Origin of the sequence: Luteimonas sp. BLCC-B24, from assembly GCF_028550595.1 — a bacterium.
Taxonomy (GTDB): Bacteria; Pseudomonadota; Gammaproteobacteria; order Xanthomonadales; family Xanthomonadaceae; genus Luteimonas.
Window position 1 is genome coordinate 313,087 of record NZ_JAQQGN010000002.1, and the last position, 23,432, is coordinate 336,518.

The window sequence follows — 23,432 nt, forward strand, 5'->3', positions numbered from 1 at the left end:
GTCGTACCAGCACAAGGCGGCACCGATTCGCCGCCACGAGGAGACGACGATGCGCGTGATGGTCCTGGTGAAGGCGACCGAAGACAGCGAGGCAGGGACTCTACCCAAGCCCGAGCTGCTCGACGCCATGGGCAAATACAACGAGGCGCTGGTCGAGGCCGGCATCCTCAAGGCCGGCGACGGGCTGAAGACCTCGTCGCAGGGCAGGCGCGTGCGGTTTTCGGGCACGGATCGCACCGTCGTCGACGGGCCGTTCGCTGAGACCAAGGAGCTCGTGGCCGGCTTCTGGCTCTGGGAGGTCGAGGACATGGACGAGGCGGTGGCCTGGGTGAAGCGCTGCCCGAATCCGATGCCGGGACCGAGCGAGATCGAGATCCGGCCGTTGTACGAGGCCTCCGATTTCGTCTGATGGAGTGGTGCGCCGGAGCGCGCGTTGCTTCGGCGCCGTCGGGTGCCGGGCGCAGCGCTCCGCGTGCGCTTGTGTGCAGCGTGTCGCGGCGGCGCGCGTCGACGCGAAGATGCGTGCCGGCTCCGGCAGCCGGGACTGCGCCGGGCGATCGCAGGTCGCCCGGCATCACGCATTGACGTGCCGCGGAGCTCGTCCGGCCTGGTGCCGCGTGAAGACTGTCCACCGTCGGAGATCGAAGCACCGGTCGGCCCTCGCCCTCGAACTGTGAAGTCGGCTGCACACCGAGCCTGCTGCCCCCAAGGGCATGGCGACCGATGCCCAAAGCGGGTGCCTCCTCCGGCGGCGCCCGTCGTATCCGGACACGCGGCTGGCGGCGACGCGCCGCGACGACACGCTCGGGCGCGCCGTGATCACCCGACAACGTGACAACAAATGGATCACGCGCAGCTTACCTGGATGTTGACAGCATCCTGTCAACTTGAAAGGAGGCTGTCGAATGCAGACCGAGGATGTGCCCGTGCGCGAACTGGCGCTGGCCGTGTTCGCCACCAATGGCCGGCTGGTTGGCGCCGGTAACGAGCTGGTCGCGCACCTGGGCCTCACCAGTGCCTGGTGGCAGGTGCTGGCGGCACTTCGGTATGCCGGGACGCCCCTGCCCGCGGCGTCGATCGCGCGCAACATGGGCCTCACACGCCAGGCGGTGCAGCGCATCGTCGATGTGCTGGCCGAGCGCGGGCTGGTCGAATTCCAGCCCAACCCGCACCACCGCCGCGCCAAACTCGTCGTGCTCACACCTGCCGGACTCGACGCCGTAACCGGCGCCGAACGCGTCGTGGCGCCGCTGGATGACGCGATCGCCGAGCGGCTCGGCGTCAAGCGCATCCGCGCGGCCATCCGCACCCTCGAGGCGATGAACGCCGTCATTTCAGAGTGGCTGGGCCATCCGCCCGGCTCGACCCTTCCCCACGTCGAAAAGGAGTAACGCGATGATTCTGGTTTCAGGGGCTACGGGCGGTATCGGCAAGGAACTGTGCAGGCAGCTGCGCGAAGCCGACGCACCGTTCCGCGCGATGTGCCGCAAGCAGGAACAGGTAAGCGAGCTGGAGAAGGCGGGCTTCGATGCCGTCCTCGGTGATTTCGACAGGCCCGAGACGCTGCCCCCGGCCATGCAGGGCTGCGACACGATGTTCCTGATCACGCCGCCCACGCCCGATCAGGTGCATCAGGAGACCGCCGCGATCGACGCGGCGAAGGCCGCCGGGATCGCGCGGATCGTCAAGGTGTCGGCGTCGGACTGCAATGTGCGCTCGCCGGTGCCGTGGGCGAAATCCCATGCGCTGATCGATCACCACCTGCGCGCGTCGGGCGTCGCCTGGACGATTCTCAAGCCCACGGCGTACATGCAGAACTTTCTCTGGTTCAAGGACCCCATCGCCAAGGGCGTCTTTCCGTTGGCGGCGGGCAAGGGCAGCGTGTCGTGGATCGATACACGCGACATCGCGCGCGTGGCCGCGGCGGTGTTGACCCAGGACGGACACGCCGGTGCCACGTACTTTCTCACCGGCCCGGAAACCTTCGATACCAGGACGGCGACCGCGCGCCTGTCGAAGGGCCTGGGCCGCAAGGTGCGTTACCTCGACCTGCCCACGCCGATGTTCCGCGTGCTGATGCGCGCCGTCGGAAACTCGCCGTGGATGGCCAAGGGCCTGACGGTGCAGTTCGCCGACGTGGTGGCCGGCCATCACGACATCGACCCGACGTTCGAAGTGGAGCGGCTCACCGGCGCGCCGCCGCATTCCTTCGACGACTTCGTCCGTGATCACCGCCAGGCGCTGAGCAGCTGATCGCCGACGGCGCCACGCGCCATTTTCGCACCGTCGTCAGGCCCGCATCGCCACTGTGCCGTCGCGGCCCCGGCCCGTCGCGCGGGCGCCGGCCGTCGCACATCCCCCATGCTTCACCGGAGACCTGTTCGTGGACGTCAAGCCTCTCCCCCTCAAGCAGCATGCCGCCCTGGTGACCGGAGCGAGCTCCGGCATCGGACTCGCCGTGGCCGATGCGCTCGCGCATGCGGGCGCCGCCGTCGCGGTGAACTACCACTCCCAGGCCGAACCGGCGGAGGCGCTCGTACAGCGCATCGAGCAGCGCGGCGGTCGCGCGATCGCGGTGCAGGCCGACGTCTCGAAGGAAGGCGACGTGGCGCGGCTGTTCGAGGCGGTCGGCGATGCCTTCGGGCGCATCGATCTGCTCGTCGCCAATTCCGGCGTGCAGAAGGATGCCGCCATTGCCGACATGACCCTGGACGACTGGAAGACGGTCATCGACATCAACCTGACCGGCCAGTTCCTGTGCGCGCGCGAGGCGGTTCGACGCTTCCGCGCGCAGCCGAAGGCGGGCCGCCCCGCGCGCAGCGCCGGCGTCATCATCACGATGAGTTCGGTGCACGAGCTCGTGCCATGGGCCGGACACGTCAACTACGCATCGGCCAAGGGCGGCGTGCGCATGCTCACCCGGTCGCTGGCGCAGGAGCTCGCCGCCGACGGCATCCGGGTCAATGCGATCGCGCCGGGTGCCATCCGCACGCCGATCAACGAGGAGGCCTGGGGCAGCGACGAGGCGCTGAAGAAGCTGCTGAAGCTCATCCCCTACGGCCGCATCGGCGAGCCCGAGGACGTGGCCCGCGCGGCGGTGTGGCTGGCCTCGGACGATGCCGACTACGTGACCGGCACCACGCTGTTCGTCGACGGCGGCATGTCGCTGTATCCGGAGTTCCGCGACAATGGTTGACGCGCTGAGGACCATCGGCGATCACGGCGTCATCGGCGATCTGGAAACCGCCGCGCTGGTGGCCCGCGACGGCACCATCGATTACCTGTGCTGGCCGGCGCTCGACAGCCCGTCGGTGTTCGCGAACCTGCTCGATGATGAGCAGGGCGGCGCGTTCACGATCACGCCCGAGCTGGCCGCGCCGCGGCATCTCCAGCTCTACGTGCCCGACACCAACGTGCTGGTGACGCGCTGGATCGCGCTCGACGGCAGCGCCGAGGTCGTCGATCTGATGCCGCATCCGGAGGCCCGCCAGCGCTCGGGCTGTGACGCACGCAGTCTGATCCGCAAGGTCACGGTGACCAGCGGCCGCGTGACGTTCCGCGCGCGGTGCGCGCCGCGGTTCGACTACGCGCGCGACACACCGGAGGTGGCGGCCGTCGACGGCGGCGTCCGCTTTGCCGGGCGGTTGCTGGCGATGCGCCTCTACGCCAGCGCGCCGCTCGATGCCGGCGACGCCGCCGCCGAGGCGCGCTTCACCCTGGGCAAGGGCGAGACCGCGTGGTTCGTACTCGGCGACGACGCGCTGCCCCCGCCCGACGCGGCCGCGGTGGATCTCCAGATCGACGCGACCGCGCAGGCGTGGCGCGCGTGGCAGGCCCGGTCCACCTACACCGGCCGCTGGCGCGAGCAGGTGCTGCGTTCGGCGCTGGTCCTGAAGCTGCTCACATCGGCCCGGCATGGCTCGATCGCCGCCGCGGCGACGTTCTCGCTGCCCGAAACGGAAGGCGGCGAGCGCAACTGGGATTACCGCGCCACGTGGATCCGCGACGCCTCGTTCACCGTCTACGCGTTCATGCGACTGGGTTTCATCGAGGAAGCCGAGCACTTCAACCGCTGGGTCGGCCAGCGCGTGGTGGCGTGCGACGGCGAGAACCCGCTGCGCATCATGTATGCCCTCGACGGTTCGGTGATGGACGACGAATGCGAACTGCCGCATCTCGCCGGCTATGCCGACAGCCGTCCGGTGCGGATCGGCAATGCGGCCAAGGCCCAGCGTCAGCTCGACATCTACGGCGAGCTGCTCGACAGCGTGTATCTGTCCAACAAGTACGGCAATGCCATTCCACGCGTGGGCTGGCAGCACGTCTGCGGCATCGTCGAGCACGTGATCGGGCATTGGCAGTCGCCGGATGCGGGGATCTGGGAGATGCGCTCCGAACCGCAGCACTTCCTCCACTCGCGGGTGATGTGCTGGGTGGCGATCGACCGGGCCCTGCGGCTCGCCAAGAAGCGCTCGCTCCCGGCGCCGATCGTGGCCTGGGCCGAAGCGCGCGATGCCATCGTCGACGACGTCTGGACCCACTTCCGCCACCCGGAACACGGCTACTTCGTGCAGACACGTGGCGGTACCGAACTCGATGCATCGCTGCTGATGATGCCGCTGGTGCGCTTCGTGTCGTCGACCGATCCGGTGTGGCTGCAGACGCTCGACGCCATCGGCGAGCAGCTCTGTGACGACGGCCTGGTGTACCGCTACCGCGGCCGGGATGGTCTCGAGGGCGAGGAGGGCGCGTTCACCACCTGCACGTTCTGGTACGCGGAATGTCTGGCCCGCGCGGGCCGTCTGGCGGATGCGCACATGGTGCTCGCCAAGGGCGTCGCCTATGCCAATCCGCTCGGGCTGTTCGCCGAGGAGGTGGACGTGCGCGGCCTGCCGCTCGGCAACTTTCCGCAGGCGCTGACCCATCTGGCCTTCATCAGTGCGGCGTTCTATCTCGACCGGCAACTCGACCCGTCACGGCGCACCTTGTGGCAGCCGTGATGTCCCGGGAAGGGACGCCGCACGGGTGACACCGCATGCCGCGGGCGGGACGTCGCGCGCTCGTCCGTCCGCCGTGGGCGGTCAGTGGGGCGGGTCGCCCACGCGTTCCACCAGCCACGCGACGATCGCATCGAACCGCGGCTGATCGAGCGCGTGCCCACGCTCGACACGCAGCTCGGCGATGAAATCCCCGGCGACCTTCGCCACGACCTGATCCGCATCCCGCGAGTACTTGTCTGCGGTTCCGGATACGACCAGCGTCGGGCGTGGACCGATCGCGGCCAGCACGTCGTGCGTGTCGATCATCTGCGCGAGGCCGGGCACGGCCTCGAACAGGGTGATGCCGGTCTCTTCGCGGCGGCGGGTGTCGAAGCTGCAGACCGCGCCGCTGATGCAGACGAAGCGGCAGCGCGGGTCGACCGCGGCGTGGTAGAGCGCGGTGTAGCCGCCGTAGGAGTGACCGGCGATGCCCACCCGCCGCGTGTCGAGTCCGGCCGCGTCGATCAGCACGCTCAACGCGCGTTGGGCGTCGTCGAGGCCTTTGCGCATCAGGGTGTCGCCGTCGAGCAGGCGGTAGCTCATGGCGCTGTAGTGCTGCAGCCAGTCGTAATCGTGCGGCTCCACGCCGTGCACTTGGCCGCGGCGGTCCTCGAACGTCAGCGCATCGGGCGCGAGCACGGCAAGGCCGCGACGCGCGAGCGCCGGACCGAAGGCCTGGAACGGGCTGCCCACGAGGCCGGCGATTTCGCTCTTGCCGAAGTGGAACTCGCCGTTGTGCTGATGGAAGACCACGACGCCGCCGCGGGCGGGCCGCGCCGCGGGTGCGAACAGGAAGGCCGGGATGGGGTCGCCTTCGAGGCCGCGGTAGGCGATGCGCTGCCGCGTGTAGCCGTCGAACGCGGTCACGTCGCCGCGTTCGAACGCGACGGCCGCAGGCGCTGCGAGGCCGAGCCGCGTGCGGAGTGTCGAAGCGAGGTCCTGGGGCATCACGCATGGTAGTCGGCAACGAGGCTGACGGCGCCAGGCGTCGTTGCGAGCGCGCCTGGGGTGACGCGGCGCGGGTGCGGGCAGCGGGCGCCGACGATCCGGGCTGCGCCTCATCGTCGGCGTCCGTTCCGCATGCGCGTCTGTCCGCAAGTGCCGGCGTCGCAGATGAATGCGGCGGCGCGCAGGGAGCGGCTCGCGCGTGCATTGGGCTACTATTCCGTGCCCATTCGCGCCGCCTCCGCTGCCGCCTCGTGTGAAACACGCGCTCTTCCATGTGCTGCTCTGTGTGACGCTGCTGTTGAACGGCATGGCGTCGGCAGTGGCGTCCGCCCACGTGGCGGGCATGGATCTCCAGGCTGTCGCGGCAACGAAGGCGCCGGTGGACGCGTCGCCGGCCGCGGATGCGCATTGCCCCCATGCCGGGCGTGCGTTGCCGGTCGAACCCGTCGCCGGGCCACCTCCGCAGGGAGCCGATGACCAGGACGAGGACTGCCGGACCCTCTGCCTCGAGCTGTGCATGCAGCATTTCCAGGCGCTGGTGGCGGCGACCGATGGCGTGGCGGTGATGCCGTCCGCGTCCGAGGTGCCGGTGGCCGGGCCTGTGGCGCCGGCCACCACGCGGCCTCATCTCCTGTTGCGTCCCCCGATCTCCACCTGACGCCGTGCTGCTGCGCGTATGCGCAGCGTTGCCGGGACCTGCCGCCGGACGTCCAGGTCCGCGGTGTCCCGAACGTCATCAGGATCGCTGCGCCCGGCGCAGCGTCAGGAGTGCACATGAATCACGAATCCTTCGAGCGGGCGCGCGGCGCGCTGCAGTCGCGCCGCCGTTTCGTCCAGGGGTTGGCCCTCGGCGGGCTGGCCCTCGGGACGGCGGGCCTGCGCCTGCCCGCGATCGCGGCCGACGACGCGCGTCTGGGGCCGCAGGTGCTGCGCGGCACCGAGTTCGATCTGGCCATCGGCACCTCGCCGGTCAACTTCACCGGCCGCGTGCGGCCCGCGATGACGGTCAACGGCAGTCTGCCCGCGCCGATCCTGCGCTGGCGGCAGGGCGATACCGTGACCCTGCGCGTGGCCAACCGCTTGCCCGATGCGATGACCTCGCTGCACTGGCACGGCATCATCCTGCCCGCGAACATGGACGGCGTGCCCGGGCTGAGCTTCAACGGCATCCACCCGGGTGAGACCTACCAGTACCGCTTCACGCTGAACCAGTCGGGGACGTACTGGTACCACAGCCACTCGCTGTTCCAGGAGCAGGCGGGGCTGTACGGCGCGCTGATCGTCGATCCGATCGAGCCCTTGCCCTACAGCTGGGACCGCGAGCACGTGGTGCTGCTGTCGGACTGGACCGACCTGGATCCCGGTCGCCTGTTCCGCCGGCTCAAGCAGTACGCCGAGTACGACAACTACTACAAACCCACGGTCGGCGACTTCGTCCGCGACGTGCGCCGCGACGGCTGGCGCGCCACGGTGGCCGACCGCAAGGCCTGGGGCCGGATGCGGATGACGCCCACCGACCTCTCGGACGTCAACGCCCACACCTACACCTACCTGATGAACGGCACCACGCCTGCGGGCAACTGGACCGGCCTGTTCCGCAGCGGCGAAAAGGTGCTGCTGCGCTTCATCAACGGCTCGGCGATGAGCTACTTCGACGTGCGCATCCCCGGGCTGAAGATGACCGTGGTCGCGGCCGACGGCCTGCCGGTGCATCCGGTGAGCGTGGACGAGTTCCGCATCGCGGTGGCCGAGACCTTCGACGTCATCGTCGAGCCGTCCGGACAGGACGCCTACACCATTTACGCGCAGGACATGGGCCGCACCGGCCATGCCCGCGGCACGCTGGCCGTGCGCGCCGGCCTCGAAGCACCGGTGCCGGCCAACGATCCGCGCCCGCTGCTGACCATGGACGACATGGGGCACGGGGGCCACGGCGCGCACGCCGCGCATTCGATGCCTGCCGGCCACGATGCACATGCCGGCCATGGAGATCACGGCAGCCATGCCGCGCATGGGGCGCACGCCGCACACGGCGGCGGCATGCTGCGGCATCCGGCCAGCGAATCGCGCAACCCGCTGGTCGATATGCAGACGATGACACCCACCCACCGCCTGGATGATCCCGGCATCGGCCTGCGCGACAACGGCCGCCGCGTGCTGACCTACGGGGACCTGCGCAGCGTGGCCGAGGACGAGGACGGCCGCGATCCCGGCCGCGACGTCGAGCTGCACCTCACCGGGCACATGGAGAAGTTCGCCTGGTCGTTCGACGGCATCCCCTTCGCGGGCGCCGAGCCGCTGCGGCTCAACTACGGCGAGCGCATGCGTATCGTGCTGGTCAACGACACCATGATGAGCCATCCGATCCACCTGCACGGCATGTGGAGCGACGTGGAGGATGCGCACGGCAACGTCATGGTGCGCAAGCACACCGTGGACATGCCCCCGGGCAGCAGGCGCAGCTTCCGCGTGCGCGCCGATGCGCTGGGCCGCTGGGCCTTCCACTGCCATCTGCTCTATCACATGGAAGCGGGGATGATGCGGGAAGTGAGGGTCGAGGCATGAAGACCGCCGTCCTCGCGCTCTCGATCACTGCCGCGTTCGCCGCCGCTCCGGTGGCGATCGCCCAGTCGCACACCGCGGCGGCGTCCTGCACGCCGGAACATGCAGCGATGGGGCACTGCACGTTGCCGCAGACACCGGCCGGATCGCACGACCATGGCACGCCTGCGACGCCTGCCGCTTGCACGCCGGAACATGCGGCGATGGGGCACTGCACATTGCCGCAGACAGCCGCCGGATCGCACGACCACGGCGCGCATGCGGCGCCTGCCGCTTGCACGCCGGAACACGCGGCGATGGGGCACTGCACATTGCCGCAGGCAGCCGCCGGATCGCACGACCACGGCGCGCCTGCGACGCCTGCCGCTTGCACGCCGGAGCATGCAGCGATGGGGCACTGCACGTTGCCGCAGCCACCGGGCGGATCGCACGACCATGGCACGCCTGCAGCGCCTGCCGGCTGCACGCCGGAACATGCGGCGTTGGGGCATTGCACGTTGCCGCAGACACCGGCCGGAGCGCACGACCACGGTGCGCCTGCGACGCCTGACGCTTGCACGCCGGAGCATGCAGCGATGGGGCACTGCACGCTGCCGGAGACAGCTGCCGGATCGCACGATCACCACGCGCAGGCAGCGCCTGCCGGCTGCACGCCGGAACATGCGGCGATGGGGCACTGCACATTGCCGCAGGCAGCCGCCGGATCGCACGACCACGGCGCGCATGCGGCGCCTGCCGGCTGCACGCCGGAGCACGCGGCGATGGGGCATTGCCGGATGCCTGCGCCGCGCGCGCCGCGGACACCGATCCCGGTGCCGACCGATGCCGATCGTGCCGCGGCCTTTCCGGTGCTCCACCATCATTCGATGGAGCATGCGTCGCCGGTCCATTCCATGGTGCTGTTCGACCGCCTGGAAGCCTGGGATGCAGCGCACGGCAGCGGACAGGCCTGGGACGTCGTGGCGTGGCTCGGCACCGATCTCGACCGGCTCTGGCTGCGCAGTGAAGGCGAGCGCGACGGTGGACGCACCGGGTCGGCGGACATCGAACTGCTGTACGGCCGCAGCGTTCTGCCCTGGTGGGATGTCGTCGTCGGGCTGCGCCAGGACATGCAGCCGCATGCGCGGCGCTGGGCCGCCTTCGGCGTGCAGGGCCTGGCACCGCATTTTCTCGAGATCTCGGCCACCGCCTACGTCGGCAGCGGCGGGCAGGTGCAACTGAAGGCGGAGGCCGAGTACGACGTCCGCCTCACCAACCGCCTGATCCTGCAGCCGCAGGTCGAGGTCGTGGCTGCGCTCGAGAACGAACCCGATGCCGGCATCGGCTCCGGACTCGGCAAGATCGAGAGCGGTCTGCGCCTGCGTTACGAAATCAGCCGTCGCTTCGCACCCTATGTCGGCGTCGTGCACGAACGGCAATTCGGTACCACCGCCGACTACGCGCGTGCGGCGGGTGGACACGCGCGCGACACGCGTGTGGTGGCCGGCGTGCGCCTGTGGTTCTGATATGAGATCGATTTCCGTCATTCCATTCCAACTCAGAGGACGTTCTTCCATGCCCAAGTCCAGCTTCCGTCTTCCGCTGCAGAGCCTGGTGCTTGCCGCGGGTCTGTTCGTCGCGGGCGGCGCGCTCGCCCATGTCGCCCTGGTGGCCTCGACGCCTGCAGCGGACAGCCACGTCTCGTCGGTCGACCAGCTCGAACTCACGTTCGACGGCGCTCTCGTGCCCGGCGCATCGAGCATCACGCTGAGCCGGGTGAATCGCGACCAGACCCTGACGCCGGTCGACGACGTCAGGCTCACGCACAGCAACGGCAACAGGACGCTTCGCGCCGTGCCTGCGAAGGCGCTGCCGCAAGGCGATTACCAGGTGGACTGGCGCGTCGTCGGTGGCGACGATCATCCGATGGCCGGCCGTTACCGCTTCATGGTCCACTGAGGCGGCGCGGCCGGGCGGCCGGGTGCGACGTCTGCGCCGCGCGCGCAGGCGTCGGCGAGCACCCCGACGTGTTCAGGCCCCGGGCGGGTCGCCCTGGCCGGCTTCATCCGCGCACCTCGGGCGACGGACTAGCGTTGCGTTTTCGCACCCGGACTGCGCCATGGCCCGCCGCAAGACCCTCAAGCTCGCCACCTTCAACGTCAACGGCATCGCCCCACGGCTGCCGCACCTGCTGGCGTGGCTGGCGGAATCGAAGCCGGACGTCGTCGCCCTGCAGGAACTCAAGGCCACCGACGACGCGTTTCCGGTGGAGGCGCTGGAGGCGGCGGGCTACGGCGCGATCTGGCAGGGCCAGCGCGCGTGGAACGGCGTGGCGCTGCTCGGCCGCGGCGCGGTACCGATGGAAAGCCGACGCGGGCTGCCGGGCGATGCGAAGGACGACCAGGCGCGCTACATCGAAGCGGCTGTGCACGGCGTCGTCGTCGGAGCGCTGTATCTGCCCAACGGCAACCCGCAGCCGGGGCCGAAGTTCGATTACAAGCTGGCGTGGATGGCGCGCCTGCAGCGGCATGCGAAGACGCTGGTGGATCTGCCGCATCCGGCGCTGCTGATGGGCGACTTCAACGTGATCCCCACCGATGCCGACGTCTACGACGCCAAGGCCTGGCGCAAGGACGCGCTGATCCAGCCGCAGGTGCGCGCCGCGTTCGAGACCCTGCTGGCGCAGGGGTGGACCGACACGCTGCGCGACGTGTTCGGCGAGGACACGGTCTACACGTTCTGGGACTACTTCCGCCAGCACGCGGCGCGTGATCGCGGGCTGCGCATCGATCATCTGCTGGCCAATCCGGTGCTGGCGAAGACGGTCAAGGCGGCCGGTGTGGACCGCTGGGTGCGGCTGGAGGACAAGGCCAGTGACCATGCGCCGACGTGGATCGAAGTGGCGCGGCCGGTGGGGGCATAGCCGGGCGGTGACGGAGTGCGCGGGGCAGAGCGCGCGTTCGCGCGCGAGCGCATGCCCGCGGCGGCACGGTGCGCGCATTGACGGCGTGGGCGAGGGGCCGGGCCGCGGCGCCGGACGCATCGCGGATTCACGCGCGCGCGGCTTGAGAGGCGGCAGGCTCGCCGCCATCTGTGGAGATCCACGCTTGCCGCGGCGCCGCCGCCAGGATGCCCATGTCCCGTTTCGATCTCACGCCGCCCACTCCGGACCAGCGCGCCACGCTGGAAGCGGGCCTGTCCGCCGACGAGCGTCGCGTGCTGCTGCAGCACGGCACGGAAGCGCCGTTCTGCGGTGTGTTCCTCGACAACAAGCGCGAGGGCACCTATTGCTGCCGGCTGTGCGGGCTCCCGCTGTTCCGCTCGAGCGCGAAGTTCGATTCCGGCACCGGCTGGCCGAGTTTCTTCGCGCCTTACGACGAGGCGCACATCGGCCGGGTGCGCGACACCAGCCACGGCATGATCCGCGTGGAGGAAGTCTGCGCGCGCTGCGGCAGCCATCTGGGCCACGTCTTCCCCGACGGCCCGGCGCCGACCTACGAACGGCATTGCCTCAATTCGGTGTCGCTGTCGTTCGTCGATGCGGGCTCCGATCTGCCGGACCCGCTGCAGCGCGGGGGCGCAGAGGCGGGCACCGCCTGATGATCGGGTTCTCCAAGGACGGATCTCCGATGCGGAATGCCGCTGCAGACACGCGGCTGACGTCCCTGTCGGTCGCGAGCGTCGCCAGACTGCTGGCGGCGCTCTAGTTCGTGCTTGGCGCCTCTGCCAGCGCCTTGACTGCAGCTGGCGTGCTTCTCGCCACTGGGCCCGTCACCCGAGTGACACTGGCCGGACCAGTGACCTTGTCATTCGATTCGATGCCGCCGGTCTACGTGTTCGTCGGTTACCCGATATTGAGCGCGCTTGGCGGCGGCCTTCTCGGCGCGCTGATCGCTTGGCTCTACAACATGTTCGCCCGACGCATCGGACCGATCCGTTTGAAGCTTGATTGATTGGCGCAGCGCGTCGCGGCTGCCAGCGCGCTTCGAACTCCGCGATTTCCGCAAGTACGCGCTGGCTGCGACGGATGCCGTCCGCGCCGTCGCTGCAGTTGACGGGCCCCTCGGCGCCCCTGTGCAGCAGTTGCTGGTGATGGCGATGGCCCGGGCGCCAGGTAGCATCCAGGCCGACCGCGCTGATGGCCAGACTCCAGATGATCCAGGCCCGGTGCCGGCACTGCGCGGCACATCGCCCAGGCCGGTGAATGCGGCCACGACCGGTCGCCTCATGAACTATCACGAGGGACACCACACAGGCGGGCGGCATCTGCCGGTCGGCCGCGGACGTCGCCTCCGATGCGGACAGACTCGACGCGCCGTCCATCACGGAGCCGGCCCCTATACTCGCCGCCTTCGTTTCATACAGGCCCCCGCATGCCTACGTCCAGTGTCGCCGCCGCGCCCCTTGCGTCCCGTCCCGCCAGTCTTCGCCGCTCTGTGTCGAACACGCTGAAGGGCTCGGCCGGCAACCTGGTCGAGTGGTACGACGTCTACGTGTACTCGGTGTTCGCGATGTACTTCGAGTCGCAGTTCTTCTCGCCCGATGACCGCAATTCCACGCTGTACGTCTGGGCGATCTTCGCCGCGACGTTCCTGATGCGCCCGATCGGCGCCTGGTACTTCGGCCGCTTCGCCGACCGCTACGGCCGGCGCCTGGCGCTGACGGTGTCGGTGTCGGTGATGGCGGGCTGCTCGTTCCTCATCGCGATCAGCCCGACCGCCGGGCAGATCGGCATCTGGGCCGCGGTGCTGCTGCTCGTGGCGCGTCTGGTCCAGGGCTTCGCGACCGGCGGCGAGTACGGCGCCAGCGCGACCTACATGTCCGAGGCGGCGATCCCGGGGCGGCGCGGCTTCCTGTCGTCGTTCCACTACGTCACCCTCGTCGGCGGCCACGTGCTGGCGCAGGCGACGTTGCTGGCGATGCTGCTGGTGCTCGACGTGGCCCAGATCTCCGAATGGGGCTGGCGCGTGGCCTTCGCCATCGGCGGCGTGGCGGCGATCGTGGTGTTCTGGCTGCGCCGCACGATGGACGAATCCCTGGAATCGGATTCGATCGCAGCTGCCAGGATCGGCGGCGCCCGGGCCTCGGGCTCGATCCGCGAGCTGTTCGTGAACCAGTGGCGGCCATTGCTGCTGTGCTTCCTGATCACGGCGGGCGGCACGGTCGCGTTCTACACGTATTCGGTCAACGGGCCGAAGATGATCCAGACCGCATTCGCCGGCGACGACGTACTCGTGGGCACGCTGATCAATCTCGGCCTGCTGACGTTCCTCATGCTGCTCCAGCCGCTGGGCGGCTGGCTGTCGGACAGCATCGGGCGCAAGAGCCTGCTGGTGTTCTTCGGCGTCGGCGGCGTGCTCTACACCGGGTTTCTGGTGACGGCGCTGCCGCAGCAGACCAGTGCGCTGTCGGCGTTCGTGATCCTCGGCATCGGCTTCGTCATCCTCACCGGTTACACGTCGATCAACGCCGTGGTGAAGGCCGAACTGTTCCCCACGCACATCCGTGCGCTGGGCGTGGGCCTGGGCTACGCGCTCGCCAACTCGGCGTTCGGCGGCACGGCGCCGCTGCTGTACCAGGCGGCGCTGAAGTCGGACCGGGTGGTCAGCTTCGCCGTGTACGCCACCGCGATCATCGCCGTCTCGCTGGTGGTGTACGTGTTCTTTCTCCGGAACAAGGACGCCAACTGGCTCGACGACGAGGCCGCGATGCGGGCCCGCGTCGCCGCGCATTGACCGTCGGCCGCGCCGGCATCGGTGCACGGCGCGGGTCCGCGCGGTAGGGTGGGCGACATCGCTCGATGACCAGGAGGTCCACATGCCCCGTCTTGCCACGTCGCTGCTCGCGATTCCGTTGATGGCCGCGCTCGGAGGTTGCGCCTCGTCGTCGGGGCCGACGCCCGTCTATCCGCAGGTGGGCGGCGTGACGCGGTACGTCCCGGCGCTCGACGCGGTGGTCGCGTCCGATGCACGCATCGAGCGGCTCGCCGAGGGCTTCACCTGGGCCGAAGGCCCGGTGTGGGTGGCCGACGGCGGGTATCTGCTGTTCACCGACGTGCCCGAGAACCGCATCCATCGCTGGTCCGAATCGGCGGGACTCTCGGTGTTCCTCGAGCCCTCGGGGTACGCGGGGCGCGACACCGGCGCCCTGCGCGAAGCGGGTGCCAATGGTCTGTTCGCCGAGTCGGCCGGCGCGGTGCTGATGGCCGATTCCGGCAACCGCAGCGTGGAACGGCTGGAGCTGGCGACGAAACGCAAGACGACCCTGGCGCGTGCGTTCGAGGGGCGTCGCTTCAACAGTCCCAACGATCTCGTACGCCGCGGCGACGGCACGATCTTCTTCACCGATCCGCCGTACGGACTCAAGGATCTCGACGATTCACCGGTCAAGGAGCTCGCCTTCAACGGGGTCTACCGGCTGGATGCCGACGGCCGCGTGCATCTGCTCGACGACGGGCTCACCCGACCGAACGGCATCGCCCTGTCGCCGGACGAGCGCACGCTCTACGTCGCCAATTCCGATCCCGAGCGGGCGATCTGGATGGCCTACACCCTCGACACCGACGGCGCAGTGACGGCGCGCCGCGTGTTCGCCGACGCCGGCGATCTGGTCGGCGACGCGGCCCCGGGCCTGCCCGACGGCATGGCGGTCGCGGCCGACGGCACCGTGTTCGCGACCGGACCGGGTGGCGTGCTGGTCTTCGCGCCCGACGGCACCCGGCTGGGGCGGATCGAGACCGGGGGTCCCATCGCGAACGTGGCGTTCGGCGACGACGGACGCACGCTGTACATGACGTCGAACGGCATCCTGGCGCGCGTGCGTCTGCAGATCACGGGGCCGGCCACGCCGCGTTAGGGTGGGTGGGCTACCTGCCGTCATCCCCGCGAATGCGGGCTCCAGCCACTTCAAGCCGTTGAAGGTCCAACATGCTGGATTTCCGCGTTCGCGGGAATGACGGCCAGGAGCGGACCTGTCCAGACCTGCCTTCGTACGAAGCGCGTCTCACCTCGGCCGCCCACGTCGATGCTCACCACGCTCGCCATCGCCCATGACCGTTCGCTGCACACGCTGGTGGTGTCGATGGGGCGCTTGAACCTCGTCACCGGTGCCAACGGCAGTGGCAAGTCCAACCTCTATCGCGCGCTGCGTCTGCTGGCCGAGACGGCGCAGGGCGGCGTGGTGCCGGCACTGGCGCGCGAGGGCGGCCTGCAGTCGACGCTGTGGGCGGGACCGGAAACACTCAGCGCACGCATGCGCCGCGGCGAGGTGCCGATCGAAGGCGGGCCGCGGCAGCAGCCCGTTTCGCTGAAGCCCGGTGTCGCCGGCGAGGAGTTCGGGTACGCGATCGATCTCGGCGTGCCGGTGCCGACGCAGTCGCTGTTCGCCCGTGATCCCGAGATCAAGCGCGAGGTGATCTGGAGCGGACCGTTCCTGCGTCAGGGCAACACGCTGGTCGATCGCCGCGGCGCGCGGGTGCGCGTGCGCGACGGCCGCGACTGGCGCGTGGCGGGCGAGCATCTGAATCCCTTCGAACGCCTGTTCGCGCAGATCGCCGATCCACGCAGCGCCCCCGAGGTGCGGCAACTGCGCGAGACGATCCGCGGCTGGCACTTCTACGATCACGTCCGCGCCGATGCCGATGCGCCGGCGCGTCTGCCGCAGCTGGGCACGCGCACGCCGGTGCCGAGTCACGACGGCCGTGACCTCGCCGCGGCCTGGGCGACGATCCGCGAGACCGGCGATGCCGAGGCGCTGGACGCCGCGGTGGCCGATGCGTTCCCGACGCGCGTGTCGACGTGCTGGTCGAAGGCGGGCGCTTTTCGTTGCAGTTCCGCCAGCACGGCCTGCTGCGCCCGCTGTCGGCGGCCGAACTCTCGGACGGCATGCTGCGCCATCTGCTGTGGATCGCGGCGCTGCACACATCGCGCCCGCCGCCGCTGAGGGTGCTCAACGAGCCCGAGACCAGTCTGCATCCGGATCTGCTGCCGGCCCTGGCGCGGCTGATCACCGCTGCGGCGAAGCGCACGCAGGTCCGGGTGGTCTCGCACGCGTCGCGGTTGATCGCCGCGCTGGAGCAGGCCCCCCGACTGCCACCCGGTCCAGCTGGTCAAACGCGACAGCCAGACCGTGATCGACGGACAGGGGATGCTCGATGCACCTGCCTGGCACTGGCCCGATCGCTGAGACAGACGTGCCGACGGCCCGTTGCCGGGCCGTCGGGGTGTGATGGATCGATGCGCGCTCAGAGCCGCTGGGCGCGTCCGCTGGCGATGACCTCGTCGACGATCGCCCGGGCCTGACGGGCAGCCCGCGCCTGCGCGTCCGCCTGCTGCCGCGCGAGCTCGCCCTGCTCTCCGGCGAGCACGCCCTGCTGGCTGGCCAGGCGACTCATCTGCACGCCCAGGGTGCGAGCTTCGGCCTGCAGTGCGTCCAGGGCGCGGCGCTGCGACGCGGCGTCGCCGCTGCGGGTCGCTTCCAGCGCCAGTTCGGCGATGCGCCCGCCGATCTCGCCCTGACGTGCCCCGAGCGTGCCCTGTTCGGCGCCCAGCGTGCCCTGGCGCTCGCCGAGGGCCCCCTGTCGTTCGCCGAGGCTACGCACGTCGTCGAAGGCCGCCCGGAAGCGGGCGACGGTCTCGGCATCGCGCACGATGTAGCGGTCGTCGCCGCGGCGCAGCCAGAGCATCGGGCCTTCGCCCTGCTGCGCGGCGCGCGCCTCGCGCAGTTCCTCGGTCGAACTCATCGCGACGCTGTGCGCGCTGTCGAGCAACACGTAGGACTCGGCACCCGGGGTGCGGCTGAGGGTGAAGGTGCCGCGGATCGGGCCGGTGGCGCGATCCCGGACCTGCGTGCGGATCGTGTGCACGTGGCCGCGCGCGTCGCTGTCGTCCGGCGCCGGCGGGGCAGGCGGGGCAGGCGGTGCTGCCGGCGCGGCCGGCGTGGCGGGTGCAGGCGGGGTGGTCGGGCTGACCGGCATCGGCGGCGCAGGCGGCGTCTCCGGTGCCGGTGGCGCGGTCGCGGACGGTGCGGCCGGCGGGGGCGGCGGAAGCGGCATCGGCGCGGCGTTGGTCACGCGGTAGGGCAGGACGCCGACCGCGGCGACCAGCAGGACGGTCGACACCGCGAGCGCACGCGACGACGGGCGGGTGGTCTGCAGCATGGTCAGTCTCCGCTTGAGAAAGGTGTAATCGGGCGAGGCACTGGCCAGCCCGGCATCCGGACGCGGCGCGATGCCGAGCCGCAGCAGCAGCTGGGCGTATTCGCGCGCGCCGTGCGCCTGGCCGGCGAGCACCGCGGCGTCGCAGGCACCCTCGCGGGCGAGGCCGTACTCGCGCGTGGCGAGATGCGCCAGCGGGTGGAACCAGAACAGGTGCTGGGCCAGCGCGGGCAGCAGACCCAGCCACAGGTCGCGGCGCTGCAGATGCACCAGCTCGTGGGTGAGCGCCATGTCGAGTTCGTCGGCGCGCAGGGCCTGCGCATAGCCCTCCGGCAACAGCAGCACCGGACGCCAGGGGCCGATCAACTGCGGCGAGACGATCGCGTCCGAGACGCGAACCGCGGGCACGGCGCGCAGCCCGTATGCCTCGGCGGCGAGGGCGAGCGCCTGGAGCAGGCTGCGGTCCCGGCAGGGCGCCGCTTCGGCGACGAGGCGACGCGAGCGCTGCAGGCCGCGCAGGCTGCGGGTGATCATCGCCGCGAGTCCGAGCAGCCAGACCACGCCCAGCGCGAACATCCACGCCCCTGCGGACGCCGCGGCCGTCCCGCCCGGCGCGGCACCGAGGGCGGCCGGGGCCACGGACAGCGCTGACTCCGGAATCGGGGCGGTTACCGCATCCGCGGGTACGCCGATCATCTGTTCGACGGCAGGCAGCAACGGCAACGCCACCGGCGACGACCACACCAGGCCGAGGACCAGCTGCAGCGCCACCAGCCACCACAGCCAGCAGCGGGCATCGGCTGGCAGCCGGGGCAGGGCGCGGCACAACGCCCAGACCAGGGCCACGAGCAGGCTGCCCTGCACGCTGGCCGCGAGCAGCCGCGGCAGCATCACATCCGTGAGTGCGGAGATGTCCATGTCAGCCTCCCTTGCGCCTGGACTGCAGGCTGGCGACCAGCGCCTCGAGCTCGGCGAGCTCGTCGTCACTGACCTCCTTGCGCTCCGACATCCACGCCACGAACGGTGACACCGAGCCCTGCAGGGTCTTCTCGACGAAGCTGCCGACCGCGCTGCGCACCACCTCGTCCTGGCCCGTCGTCGGCGCATAGCGATAGGCGCCGCCGCCGGACTGGCTGCGGCGCAGATAGGCCTTCGCGCGCAGCCGCTCCATCATCGTCAGCACCGTGGAACGGGCCAACCCCCGGGCCTCGCCGAACCCGGCGGCGACTTCGCCGACGGTGGCCGGGCCGACCTCATCGAGATACTGCAGCAGGGCCAGTTCCTGGTCCCCGATCGTCTTCTTCGGCATGGCATCACCCGTTTGACTACACGTGTCGGCAATCCTGCGCGTGACGACAGGTGTAGTCAATAGGCCGGATGGCAGGGTGACGTCACGCCTGCGACCTCTCCTCCGGCCTGCGCGAAGGCCAGAGCAGTGCACAGCCAGCGCCGAGGCGCGGCCGGCAGGGCGTCAGCGCGCAGCCGCGCTGCCGGGACGCCGGATCAGCACCACCACCAGCGTGATCACGGTCAGCGGTACCACGAAGCCCATCATCACGCTGGAGAACGCGGGCAGGGCGGCATGCGACTGCGCGGCCAGGATCAGATAGGCGACGTAGGCGAGGTAGTAGCCGAAGAACACGCCGCCTTCCCAGCGTGCGATCTCGCGGCCCGACAGGAAGATCGGCAGGCAGGCCAGCGCCACGGCCACCATCACCCACAGATCGAACGCGAGCACCGGCCCCGGCACCACCAGCCCGGCGCTGCCGGCCAGCAGGCCCGACAGGCCCAGGCAGCCGAGAATGTTGAAGGTGCTGCTGCCGATCGCATTGCCTACGGCGATGTCCCGCTCGCCCTTGATCGCGGCGGCGACCGACGTCGCGACTTCCGGCATCGACGTGCCCGCGGCGACGATGGTCAGGCCGATCACCACATCGCTGACGCCGAGCGCGGTGGCGAATGCGACGGCCGCGGTGACCAGCCAGTCCGAACCGAGTACCAGCAGGCCGAGGCCGACGACGATCAGCACCAGTTGCACCGGCAATCGTGAATCCCAGGCACCGGCGCGCGGAGGCTGGAATTCGGCGTCGTACTCGTTGGCCGGGGACGCGCCCGTCTCCGCGGCCGCCGCGCGGGCTTCTCGCCGCGACTGCACCACCAGGAACACGGTGTAGGCGATCACCAGACCCAGCAGCAGCGCGCCGTCGAACATCGTCAGCCGTCCGTCGAGGCTGAGCACGGCGAGCAGCAGCGAGGCACCGATGAGGATCGGCACTTCCTGGCGGATGACCTGCCGGTGCACCACGAGCGGCGCGATCAGCGCGCTGAGGCCCAGCACGAACAGCACGTTGAAGATGTTGCTGCCGACGACGTTGCCGACCGCGAGATCGGTCTGACCGCCGAGCACGGCGCCGGCGGAGATCGCCATCTCGGGGGCACTGGTGCCGAAGGCGACGATCGTCAGGCCGACGACCAGCGGCGAGATGCCGAACGACAAGGCCAGGCGCGAGGCGCCGCGCACCAGCAGTTCGGCGCCGCCGACCAGGGCAGCGAGACCGGCAACGAACAACAGCACATTGAGCATGGAAGGTCCCGGGCGAGCAGGTGGGGGCGGCGAGCCGGTGCATGGTATGCGCGCGGCCGCGCGACGGTGTGCAGGCGGCGTCAGGCCAGGCGTGAACCCGTCCGGTGCCCGGGTGCGGCGTGTGCAGGGCGGGCGACACCGCGCCGGAGCGCGCGCGGACAGCGCCAGCGCGTTGGTGTCGCCGATGGCGGTGTGTGCATGCGCGTGCCCACGCCGGATCCGGCAGGCACGGCGACCGTTTCACACCGGCGCCGCTAGACTCGCGCCTCCCCGATGCCCGGATATTCCCATGCTGAAGCACACGCTCCCGTTGCTGTTCGCCGCTGTCCTGGTCGCCTGCGCAGCGCCGGCCGAGCGTCCTGCCACCCAGGCCGGGCCGGACACGGCCACCGTGACCCATGAAGCCGATTGCATGCGCGTCGGTGGCGAGTGGACCCAGCTGGGCCGCGCACCGGTCAAGCAGTGTCTGCGCCAGACCACCGACGCCGGCAAGGCCTGCAGCGACAGCCAGCAGTGCGAGGGGCACTGCATCGCGCCCGAGGGCACGGTGGACGGCGCCCAGGTGGGAGGTGCGTGCAGCGTGGACACCAATCCCTTCGGCTGCCAGCAGCGTGTACGCGACGGCGTCGCGTCGACGATCTGCGTCGACTGATCCCCGGCGACCACGTCGACCGGCGCCCGGACACGCGGGGCGCGGCGCCTACCCGGCGCGGCGTGCGCCCGCGCCTCGTCTCGTCGGGGGGCGGACGCCGCATTTCATCGCCCATGCATCGGCGCGGGCCTAGGGTCGAAGGCCCTGCCGTTCGCCTGGAGCCGTCATGTCCCGCATGCGTGTTCTCGCCGCCGCCCTCGCGGTGATATCGCTTCCCGCCGCTGCCCAGCAGTTGCAGCGCCCCCAGCCCGCACCCAGTCCGGCAGCGGCACCGGCGAGCACACCCGCGCCGACGGCCGTCCCCGCGACGCCGGCGCAACGCGCCCGCCAGCCTGCGCCGGTGCCGTCTGCCGGGCCCGCGCGCAGCGTGCAGCCGCTGGCCGCGCCGACGCCGACGCCGACGGCGCCCGACGCGGTGCGGGATGCACAGGGGCGCGTCATTCCGGGCGCGCGTGAGGTCGTCCCGGGCCGCGCGGTCGACCCCGCGACCGGCGAGACCTTCCGCACCGAACCGTCGTCGCGGCCGGAGTAACGGCGCGCGGCGAGCGCGCCGTCGTGCAGGTCAGTCCAGCGTGGGGTAGTCGGTGTAGCCGTGGTCACCACCGCCGTAGAAGGTGGACGGATCCGGCGCGTTCAACGGCGCTTCCTCGCGCAGGCGGCGCACGAGATCGGGGTTGGCGATGAAGGGGCGTCCGAACGCGACGGCGTCGGCATGCCCGGACGCGATCGCCGCCTCCGCGTCCTTTTTGTCGTAGTCGTTGTTGACGATCCAGACGCCGCGGCCGCCGGCGGCCGTATAGGCCGCCTTCAAGGCCGCGTAGTCGAACGGCGCATCACCCTGGCTGTAGCTGCGATCGGCGCCGGTGGCGCCTTCGATGACGTGTACGAAGGCGAGTCCGAGCGGTGCCAGGCGCTCGACCACGTGGGTGAACAACGGCTGCGGCGCATCGTCGTGGGCGTCGTTCGCGGGTGTGACCGGCGACAGCCGGATCCCGGTGCGGTCGCCGCCGATCTCGTCCACCACCGCGCGCATCACGTCCTCCAGAAACCGGGCCCGGTTTTCCACCGAACCGCCATAGGCATCGGTGCGCCGGTTGCTGCCGGCGCGCAGGAACTGGTCGATCAGGTAACCGTTCGCTGCGTGCACCTCGACCCCGTCGAAGCCGGCGTCGATCGCGGCGCGCGCAGCGCGGCGGTAGTCGGCGACGATGCCCGGCAGTTCGTCCAGCTCGAGCGCGCGCGGCATGGACGTGTCGACGAACTCGCCCCGGCCGGCGGCGTCGTGGATGAAGGTCTTGCTCGCCGCGCGGATCGCCGACGGCGCGACCGGCGCCTGGCCGCCGGGTTGAAGCGAGGTGTGCGAGATGCGTCCCACATGCCACAGCTGCACCACGATGCGGCCACCTTCGGCGTGCACCGCGTCCGTGACGCGGCGCCAGCCGTCGAGCTGGTCCGGCGCGTACAGCCCGGGCACGTCGGCATACCCCTGACCCTGGTGACTGATCGCGGTCGCCTCGGTGACGATCAGCCCTGCGGACGCGCGCTGCGCGTAGTACAGCGCGGTGCGCGGCTGGGGAATCGCCTGCGGCGACCGGTTGCGCGTGAGCGGCGCCATCACGACGCGGTTGGCCAGCGGGATCGCGCCGGCGGTCAGGGGATCGAACAGGGTGGGCATGCACGCGGCTCCTTCATGGGGCCTGCAGACCTGTTGGCGCGCCGCGTGGTTTCAAGAGACGGCACGACGCCGGCGTGCGGGATGCAATGTTGCGTGCACGGATGTCGACGGCCACGCCGCCGACGTGGCCGCGCGTTCACCGGCAGGCGACCGGTGATTCACTAGCGTGCTGCCGGTCCCACCGAACCCGAGCGCGATGTCTGTCCGGCCACTGCCACGCCTTCTTCGACCGTCGACCCGGGCATCCAGGACATGAGCGTGCTGGCACAGATCGGGGATGCCCTGGCCAGGGAGCTCGCGCTGCCCGATGTCGATACGGTGACGACGATCGTCGTCCGCGTGCTGGTCGCGGCCGTGCTCGGCGGCATGGTCGGCTGGGAGCGCGAATTCAAGGGACGCGCGGCCGGGCTGAAGACCCACATCCTGGTATCGATCGGCTCGGCATTGTTCGTGCTCGCACCGCTGCTGGCGGAGATCGACGGCGCCGACGTCACCCGCGTGATGCAGGGCATCGTATCGGGCATCGGATTTCTCGGTGCCGGCGCCATCCTCAAGCTGGGGAAGGACGAGCGCATCGAGGGGCTCACCACTGCCGCCGGCGTCTGGATGACCGCGGCGATCGGCATGGCGGCGGGTATGGGGCAGGAGATGGTCGCGCTGGTGACCACGTTCGTGGCGTTGCTGGTGGTGGGCGCGATACCGAAGTTGCGCCGGCCCGCGCGCGCCGGCGACCCGCCGGGTACCGACGTCTCGGGCCACGACACCTGAACGCTCTGTCTGCCTGTTCGGGATTCACCGACGGCGGCTTCATCCGCGCACGCGCACGTTAGCCGTCCACA

21 protein-coding genes and 2 pseudogenes are annotated in these 23,432 nt (G+C 70.5%); 18 read left to right on the forward strand and 5 right to left on the reverse strand.

Annotated elements, in window-relative coordinates; translation table 11 throughout:
- Window positions 1-49 precede the first annotated feature (49 nt).
- The 5 genes from PQS31_RS05710 (at window position 50) to PQS31_RS05730 (ending at window position 5,000) form a co-directional block, all read left to right on the forward strand.
- Entirely contained in the window at window positions 50-409 is a 360-nt protein-coding gene (locus PQS31_RS05710) for a YciI family protein (protein WP_272761702.1), read from the forward strand.
- A 496-nt stretch (window positions 410-905) separates the two neighbouring features.
- A complete protein-coding gene (locus PQS31_RS05715) occupies window positions 906-1,391 on the forward strand; it encodes a helix-turn-helix domain-containing protein (protein ID WP_336314328.1) in 486 nt (161 codons plus the stop codon).
- 4 nt (window positions 1,392-1,395) lie between these two features.
- Window positions 1,396-2,253 (forward strand): SDR family oxidoreductase, encoded by an 858-nt coding sequence (locus PQS31_RS05720; RefSeq protein ID WP_272761704.1) that lies wholly within the window; start codon window positions 1,396-1,398, stop codon window positions 2,251-2,253.
- A gap of 130 nt (window positions 2,254-2,383) precedes the next feature.
- A complete protein-coding gene (locus PQS31_RS05725) occupies window positions 2,384-3,196 on the forward strand; it encodes an SDR family oxidoreductase (protein WP_272761705.1) in 813 nt (270 codons plus the stop codon).
- Window positions 3,189-5,000, forward strand: coding sequence for a glycoside hydrolase family 15 protein (locus PQS31_RS05730; protein WP_272761706.1), 1,812 nt, complete (start codon window positions 3,189-3,191; stop codon window positions 4,998-5,000). The genes PQS31_RS05725 and PQS31_RS05730 overlap by 8 nt, the downstream gene beginning before the upstream one ends.
- An 81-nt stretch (window positions 5,001-5,081) precedes the next feature.
- On the opposite strand, the gene PQS31_RS05735 is transcribed toward PQS31_RS05730, so the two are convergent.
- Window positions 5,082-5,987 (reverse strand): prolyl oligopeptidase family serine peptidase, encoded by a 906-nt coding sequence (locus PQS31_RS05735; RefSeq protein WP_272761707.1) that lies wholly within the window; start codon window positions 5,985-5,987, stop codon window positions 5,082-5,084.
- A gap of 253 nt (window positions 5,988-6,240) precedes the next feature.
- On the opposite strand from PQS31_RS05735, the gene PQS31_RS05740 reads away from it, so the two are divergent.
- The 10 genes and pseudogenes from PQS31_RS05740 (at window position 6,241) to PQS31_RS05785 (ending at window position 16,712) form a co-directional block, all read left to right on the forward strand.
- A complete protein-coding gene (locus tag PQS31_RS05740) occupies window positions 6,241-6,645 on the forward strand; it encodes a CopL family metal-binding regulatory protein (RefSeq protein ID WP_272761708.1) in 405 nt (134 codons plus the stop codon).
- 116 nt (window positions 6,646-6,761) lie between these two features.
- The gene (locus tag PQS31_RS05745; RefSeq protein WP_272761709.1) at window positions 6,762-8,552 is read left to right on the forward strand and encodes a copper resistance system multicopper oxidase; all 1,791 of its coding nucleotides are present in this window, start codon (window positions 6,762-6,764) and stop codon (window positions 8,550-8,552) included.
- A gap of 746 nt (window positions 8,553-9,298) precedes the next feature.
- A pseudogene (locus tag PQS31_RS05750) lies at window positions 9,299-10,054 on the forward strand (copper resistance protein B); the annotation flags it as partial.
- Window positions 10,055-10,103: 49 nt separating this feature from the next.
- On the forward strand, window positions 10,104-10,487 hold the full coding sequence (locus PQS31_RS05755; protein WP_272761710.1) for a copper resistance protein CopC: 384 nt from the start codon (window positions 10,104-10,106) through the stop codon (window positions 10,485-10,487).
- A 160-nt stretch (window positions 10,488-10,647) separates the two neighbouring features.
- Window positions 10,648-11,451, forward strand: coding sequence for an exodeoxyribonuclease III (xth, locus tag PQS31_RS05760; RefSeq protein ID WP_272761711.1), 804 nt, complete (start codon window positions 10,648-10,650; stop codon window positions 11,449-11,451).
- Window positions 11,452-11,663: 212 nt separating this feature from the next.
- Window positions 11,664-12,128 carry a peptide-methionine (R)-S-oxide reductase MsrB gene (msrB, locus tag PQS31_RS05765; protein WP_272761712.1) on the forward strand — a complete coding sequence of 155 codons (465 nt, stop codon included), beginning with the start codon at window positions 11,664-11,666 and terminating at the stop codon, window positions 12,126-12,128.
- Between the two features lie 203 nt (window positions 12,129-12,331).
- Window positions 12,332-12,481, forward strand: coding sequence for a hypothetical protein (locus PQS31_RS05770; RefSeq protein WP_272761713.1), 150 nt, complete (start codon window positions 12,332-12,334; stop codon window positions 12,479-12,481).
- A gap of 420 nt (window positions 12,482-12,901) precedes the next feature.
- Window positions 12,902-14,263 (forward strand): MFS transporter, encoded by a 1,362-nt coding sequence (locus PQS31_RS05775; RefSeq protein WP_272761714.1) that lies wholly within the window; start codon window positions 12,902-12,904, stop codon window positions 14,261-14,263.
- An 82-nt stretch (window positions 14,264-14,345) separates the two neighbouring features.
- On the forward strand, window positions 14,346-15,383 hold the full coding sequence (locus tag PQS31_RS05780) for an SMP-30/gluconolactonase/LRE family protein (RefSeq protein ID WP_272761715.1): 1,038 nt from the start codon (window positions 14,346-14,348) through the stop codon (window positions 15,381-15,383).
- A gap of 168 nt (window positions 15,384-15,551) precedes the next feature.
- Window positions 15,552-16,712 (forward strand): annotated as a pseudogene (locus PQS31_RS05785) (AAA family ATPase).
- A 58-nt stretch (window positions 16,713-16,770) separates the two neighbouring features.
- Here the strand turns inward: PQS31_RS05785 and PQS31_RS05795 are convergent.
- The 3 genes from PQS31_RS05795 to PQS31_RS05805 all read right to left on the reverse strand — a co-directional run bounded on the left by PQS31_RS05795 (window position 16,771) and on the right by PQS31_RS05805 (window position 20,266).
- Window positions 16,771-18,600 carry a M56 family metallopeptidase gene (locus PQS31_RS05795; protein WP_272761718.1) on the reverse strand — a complete coding sequence of 610 codons (1,830 nt, stop codon included), beginning with the start codon at window positions 18,598-18,600 and terminating at the stop codon, window positions 16,771-16,773.
- A 1-nt stretch (window position 18,601) separates the two neighbouring features.
- Window positions 18,602-18,991, reverse strand: coding sequence for a BlaI/MecI/CopY family transcriptional regulator (locus PQS31_RS05800; protein ID WP_272761719.1), 390 nt, complete (start codon window positions 18,989-18,991; stop codon window positions 18,602-18,604).
- 162 nt (window positions 18,992-19,153) lie between these two features.
- Window positions 19,154-20,266 (reverse strand): calcium/sodium antiporter, encoded by a 1,113-nt coding sequence (locus PQS31_RS05805; RefSeq protein WP_272761720.1) that lies wholly within the window; start codon window positions 20,264-20,266, stop codon window positions 19,154-19,156.
- 289 nt (window positions 20,267-20,555) lie between these two features.
- On the opposite strand from PQS31_RS05805, the gene PQS31_RS05810 reads away from it, so the two are divergent.
- Together PQS31_RS05810 and PQS31_RS05815 are read left to right on the forward strand one after the other, a co-directional pair.
- On the forward strand, window positions 20,556-20,918 hold the full coding sequence (locus PQS31_RS05810; RefSeq protein ID WP_272761721.1) for a hypothetical protein: 363 nt from the start codon (window positions 20,556-20,558) through the stop codon (window positions 20,916-20,918).
- A gap of 166 nt (window positions 20,919-21,084) precedes the next feature.
- A complete protein-coding gene (locus PQS31_RS05815) occupies window positions 21,085-21,450 on the forward strand; it encodes a hypothetical protein (protein ID WP_272761722.1) in 366 nt (121 codons plus the stop codon).
- A gap of 30 nt (window positions 21,451-21,480) precedes the next feature.
- Here the strand turns inward: PQS31_RS05815 and PQS31_RS05820 are convergent, their stop codons facing one another.
- Window positions 21,481-22,593, reverse strand: a complete 1,113-nt coding sequence (locus tag PQS31_RS05820; RefSeq protein WP_272761723.1) for an alkene reductase — start codon at window positions 22,591-22,593, stop codon at window positions 21,481-21,483.
- A 258-nt stretch (window positions 22,594-22,851) separates the two neighbouring features.
- Between PQS31_RS05820 and PQS31_RS05825 the strand changes: the two genes are divergently transcribed.
- Window positions 22,852-23,361 carry an MgtC/SapB family protein gene (locus tag PQS31_RS05825; RefSeq protein ID WP_272761724.1) on the forward strand — a complete coding sequence of 170 codons (510 nt, stop codon included), beginning with the start codon at window positions 22,852-22,854 and terminating at the stop codon, window positions 23,359-23,361.
- Window positions 23,362-23,432 lie beyond the last annotated feature (71 nt).